This window comes from Kitasatospora sp. NPDC059722 (assembly GCF_042733235.1).
Lineage (GTDB): Bacteria > Actinomycetota > Actinomycetes > Streptomycetales > Streptomycetaceae > Kitasatospora.
Genome location: NZ_JBHWGD010000088.1, coordinates 1,856 through 6,322, shown reverse-complemented (window position 1 = coordinate 6,322; position 4,467 = coordinate 1,856). Strand labels below are relative to the sequence as shown.

The 4,467-nt window shown below is 72.0% G+C and carries 8 protein-coding genes; all 8 read right to left on the bottom strand.

From position 1 onward, the window contains the following. The coding region (locus ACFV4F_RS35285; protein ID WP_380508834.1) for a DUF2254 domain-containing protein at positions 1–1,364 on the bottom strand (1,364 nt) is incomplete at its 3' end. A gap of 114 nt (positions 1,365–1,478) precedes the next feature. After that, positions 1,479–1,850 (bottom strand): fic family toxin-antitoxin system, toxin component, encoded by a 372-nt coding sequence (locus ACFV4F_RS35280; protein ID WP_380508832.1) that lies wholly within the window; start codon positions 1,848–1,850, stop codon positions 1,479–1,481. Further along, a complete protein-coding gene (locus ACFV4F_RS35275; protein WP_380508829.1) occupies positions 1,847–2,095 on the bottom strand; it encodes a plasmid mobilization protein in 249 nt (82 codons plus the stop codon). The genes ACFV4F_RS35280 and ACFV4F_RS35275 overlap by 4 nt, the downstream gene beginning before the upstream one ends. A gap of 120 nt (positions 2,096–2,215) precedes the next feature. Beyond that, a complete protein-coding gene (locus tag ACFV4F_RS35270; RefSeq protein WP_380508827.1) occupies positions 2,216–2,524 on the bottom strand; it encodes a hypothetical protein in 309 nt (102 codons plus the stop codon). Between the two features lie 15 nt (positions 2,525–2,539). After that, positions 2,540–3,004, bottom strand: coding sequence for a hypothetical protein (locus ACFV4F_RS35265; protein WP_380508824.1), 465 nt, complete (start codon positions 3,002–3,004; stop codon positions 2,540–2,542). A gap of 37 nt (positions 3,005–3,041) precedes the next feature. After that, positions 3,042–3,503 carry a peptidase inhibitor family I36 protein gene (locus ACFV4F_RS35260; protein WP_380440857.1) on the bottom strand — a complete coding sequence of 154 codons (462 nt, stop codon included), beginning with the start codon at positions 3,501–3,503 and terminating at the stop codon, positions 3,042–3,044. Between the two features lie 11 nt (positions 3,504–3,514). Beyond that, the gene (locus tag ACFV4F_RS35255; protein ID WP_380440859.1) at positions 3,515–4,114 is read right to left on the bottom strand and encodes a hypothetical protein; all 600 of its coding nucleotides are present in this window, start codon (positions 4,112–4,114) and stop codon (positions 3,515–3,517) included. Beyond that, the gene (locus tag ACFV4F_RS35250; RefSeq protein ID WP_380508821.1) at positions 4,102–4,257 is read right to left on the bottom strand and encodes a hypothetical protein; all 156 of its coding nucleotides are present in this window, start codon (positions 4,255–4,257) and stop codon (positions 4,102–4,104) included. The genes ACFV4F_RS35255 and ACFV4F_RS35250 overlap by 13 nt, the downstream gene beginning before the upstream one ends. Between the last annotated feature and the right edge of the window lie 210 nt (positions 4,258–4,467).

Below are 4,467 nucleotides of genomic sequence, written 5' to 3'. Positions count from 1 at the left end.
GGGCCCCGCGCCCCCCCCCGCGCGCCCGGGTGGGGCCCCGGCCCCGGCGGGGGGGGGGGGGGGGGGGCGCCGGGGGGGGGGCCCCCCCCCCCCCACTCCTGGTTGAGGCGTTCGATCATCTCGGCCTGGGCGATGAGCACCCGGCACTGCTGCTCGGTCCTGGTCTCGGTCATGATCTCGGCGAGCGCGTCGAGCTGGCGGATCAGGACGGCCGGCATGCCGGGGGCGGCCTGGCGGATCTTCTCGAAGCTCCGCTGCACGAGCCGCTCGTAGCTGACGGGGACGGTCATCACCCGGATGTAGCCGTCCTCGTCCCGGTGGACGGGGTTCGGGCTCCAGTGGGCGGCGATCCGGCACAGGCCCTCGCCGAGCCAGTCGATGCAGGTCAGGGCCGTGAAGGTGTCGTTGACGGCGGTGGACAGCGCCCGGATGGCGATCTCCACGAGCTGGTCGACGGCGAAGGCGATGTCCTGGGCGAGGGTGCGGGTCGAGCCGGTGATGTGGGCGCGGGCGAAGCTGCGGGCCACCTCGGGCGCCGCCTCGGCGGGCCAGACGGTGGCGAGCTGGTGCCCCTGCACGAGGAAGTGCCCGGGCCGGTGGTCCAGCCGGATGACGGCGTCCAGCCCGGCCGCCATCCGCACGAGCGTGCGGTGCCGGACGAACTGGAGGTACCCGCTGGCGGGCGCCGGGACGGCGGCCCCCGAGGTGTCCAGCCGGACGTTCAGCTCCTCGACCGTCGGCCCCTTCGCCGCGACCCCCGCCGCCGGCCCCGGCCCGCCCGCACTCGCCTCGATGGCCTCGGACAGCTCCGTCGCGATGCTGGCGATCACCCGGGGCAGCTGGATCGACGTGGCGATGTGGTGGATGAAGAAGATCAGCACGGCGAGGTCCGCCATGACGAGCACCATGCACACGGTGATCGACAGGTGCGGCACGAAGTCCCCGTGCGTCCCGGGCCCGATGACGACGAGCGCAAGGATCGCGTACACGAACGTCCCGACGAAGGTCCCGAGGGTGAGCTGCGTGGTCCGGTCCCGGATGAAGGTGCGCAGCATGCGCGGCCCGAACTGGGTGGAGGCCAGCGTCAGCGTCACGATCATGATGGAGAACACCACGCCGACGACGGTGATCAGGGCGGCCGCGATGGCCGCGAGGATCTGCCGCGCCGCGTCCGCGGTCCCGCTGATCACCCAGGTGGGAAGCCCCAGGTCCCCCCGGTAGGCGGCCTTGTCCAGCGCGAGCGTGACCACGAACAGCACCCCGGCGAGGCCGACCTCCAGGATCGGCACGACCCACAGGTTCGTCCGCAGGGCCTCCCGCCGCCACTGCGCCTCCAGGTGGACGCCGCGGATCACCTCGCCCACCTCCCGACACCCGGCCCAGCGGAACATTTCCACCCTAAAGTGAACGGACCGGGAGCACAGCGCCGAGGCCGCCCCGGAGCTCACGCCCCGGGCGGCCCGACCCGACCGTCCGCGTCAGCGGTACCAGGTCCGGATCGCGGCGGCGATCTCGCGGATGTCGGCCTGCCCGTCCCGGATGCGGGCGGCGAGTTCGGCCGCGGACTTCGGTTCCACGGTGACGATCACGCCGGAGGCGCTCAGGTAGGCGGCGGCGACTACTGCCGAGAAGTGCTCGTTGGCGAACTCCAGCGGCGGGACCCGGATGAGCTGGTGCATGAGCGCGGCCGCGCGCTGGTGCGCGCCCGCGTAGACCGGCACCTCCATGACCTCGTCGACGTGGCGAGCCACAGCGGCGGCGAGGGTCCCGTAGTCGGTGACGTCCGGATCCGCCGGGAGGAAATGGTGGGCGATGTCCAACAGCCACGCCCGGTCGATGCGCAGGATCACGCCGCGTCCGCCGTCCCGGGTCGGCGCGCAACGCTCTCGGGGTAGGGGCCGAACTCGGCCTCGAAGGCCGGCGCCCAGGCCTGGGAGAAGTGCGCGGCGGCGGTCAGGAAGCGCTCGCGCCGCTCGTCGGCCTCCTCCGCCAGAACCTTGCGGGCGTAGTCCGGCAGGCTCATCCCCGCCGCTTCCGCCCGCCGTTCGAGCGCTTCGTGGACCTGGTCGTCCAGCCGGACGTTCAGCTGTTTCATGCCGGACAGCGTAGCGATCCGCACAAGGCGCTACAAGCGGCGCGCCCGCCACGCCACGCGCCGGACGGCTCCCCTCCCGGCGCGAACCGGGAGGGGGCCGTCGTCAGACAATGACAGCTGTCACTCGGGCAGTTGGCGCTTCAGGAGGAAGTTCCAGCGGTCGCCGGTGTAGGGGTTCACGGGGGCGACCACCTCCCAGCCCTCCTTGCCGAGCTTCTCCAGGTCGCCGACGGTCTTGCCGCCGGGCTGGGCGAGGGCCCAGCGGTACTCCCAGTGCGGGGTGGCCACCTGCGGCTTGGCCGTGGCCGCCGGGGTGGTGTCGGCGGTGGCCGCCACGGTGCCGGCCGCGGCGAGCAGCACGGTGGCCGCGGCGCCGATGGCGGCCCGGCCGAGGTAACGGCGGGGGGATCGAGCAGGGGCTTCGTTCATGGGGTTCACGGGCTCCTAGGTGATGGTGATCGAGAAGGCGACCTGCGCCTTGGTGCCCGCGCTCGCGGTGACCAGGTCCGGCCCGGCGTGGCCCGCGGCGGTCAGCTGGGGAGCGGTGGCGTAGCCGTCCTGGTCGGTCGTGACGGCGGCGTCGTCCTTGCCGTCGGGGAACTTGAGGCCCGGGCCGGGGGTGGAGAACGCGATGGTCGCGCCCTTGACCGGCTTGCGGTCCTTGTCGACGGCCCTGACCTTGAGGCGCACCGGCACCTGCTGGCCGCTCTTCACCTTCTGGTCGTCGCCGTCGACGGCCCACAGGCGTTCCACCTTGGCGGTGGTGGCGTCCACGCCGCCGGCACGGACGCTGGGGGCGGATGGGGCGGCGGGCGCGGACTGGGCGGCCTGGCCGGCGGTGGCAGTCAGGACGACCCCGAGCACGGCGGTGGCCACGGCCGCCGCCGTGCGCTTGAGGGGCAGGCTCACGAGCGTTCCTCCTTTGAGGAGTCGGACGGGTCCGGGGTCAGCACGGCTTGAACGACTTCAGCGCGTCGTTGGGCTTGATGTGGTCTTCCTTGCCGAGGGACGCGAACTCGTGCGAGGCGCCCGTGAATCCGGCTCCCTCGTACCAGCAGTAGTGCACCGGGGAGTTGTTGACCCAGGACGAGACGCCGGCGCCCCCGGTGAAGGACCCGCCGTTGGTGAACTTGATCCGCTCGATGTTCTCGACCTGGCTGCCGGGCAGGACGGCGATCGCGCCCCACGTGTAGTCGAAGCCGCCGTAGATGCACAGCCACCCCGCCGGACACGGCGTCGCCTTGCTCTCCTTCATCTCCGGGTTCAGCAGGTGCACACCGGGCGGGTTGGCGGTCTGCGGCCCGTCCGCGGCGGCGGCCGTGCCGCAGGTGAGGGCAGCGGCACCGGCCAGGGCGAGGGCGGCCCTGGCCAGGCGGGCGCCCCGGCGGTTGACGGTCATGACGGTCATCTGGCTGGTCCTCACTTCGAGTCGGGCAGGGTCTCGGTCCACACGGCCTTGCCCTTGAGCGGAGCCTCCTCCGTGACCGGCCCGACGCGCTGGTAACGCTGGGACTTCTTGTCGCAGTCGAGGATCCGCTCGTAGTAGCCGGTGACCTGCACGGTCTCGATGCCGACGTACCGGGTGTAGCCGACGCCGGGGCCGGCGACCAGCCGGATCTCGGTCTCCTTCTCCACCGAGTTGGTCTCGGCGAAGGCGAAGCCGTAGGAGGCGGAGAACTTGCTCTGCACGCTGGCCGAGAAGATCCCGAAGCTGGCGCTGGCCTCGGTGCTGATCTCGTAGCCGAGGTCGACCTTGTGGGAGAACTTCTTGGTCACCGACTCCTTGGTCTTGACCGTCTCGTCCAGCGGCTCGGGGCCCTTGCGGTTGTCGAGCGTGAACTTGTCGGCGATGTCGCGCTTGAACACCGGGTCGCCGACCGGCTCGAAGTGCCACTTGCCGTCGCACTCGACGGTGGGCTGCTGCGCAACCGCCGCCTGGGGCACCGCGAGCAGCGGGACGGAGGTGGCGAGCAGCGCGGCGGCGAGGGCGGCCGCGCGGGAGCGGTTCAGGAGTTCCACGGCGTCCCCAGGAGCTTCATGTCGGTGGCCTTGTCGGTGCCGTCGGCGGTCCACCAGACCTGGGCGTTGGAGCCCTTCTGGATGTCGAAGTCGGCGTGGACGCTCTCCTTCGACTTGACCTGCCGCCACTCGATGTCGTTCATGCCCTTCATCGACGCGGCGCACTTCTTGAGGTCGGCCGAAGTACCCTTTCCGCCGTCGCAGTTGTAGACGACGAGCGACAGATCGCGGTACGCGCGGCCGGTGTTGGTGAAGGTCAGCCCGCGCCCCCCCGGCGGGAGGCCACACCGTTGCCGGGGTCCCCGGTTCAGCGTATCAGCAACCCCCGCCCCCGGGCCAGGCCGGTCGGGGGT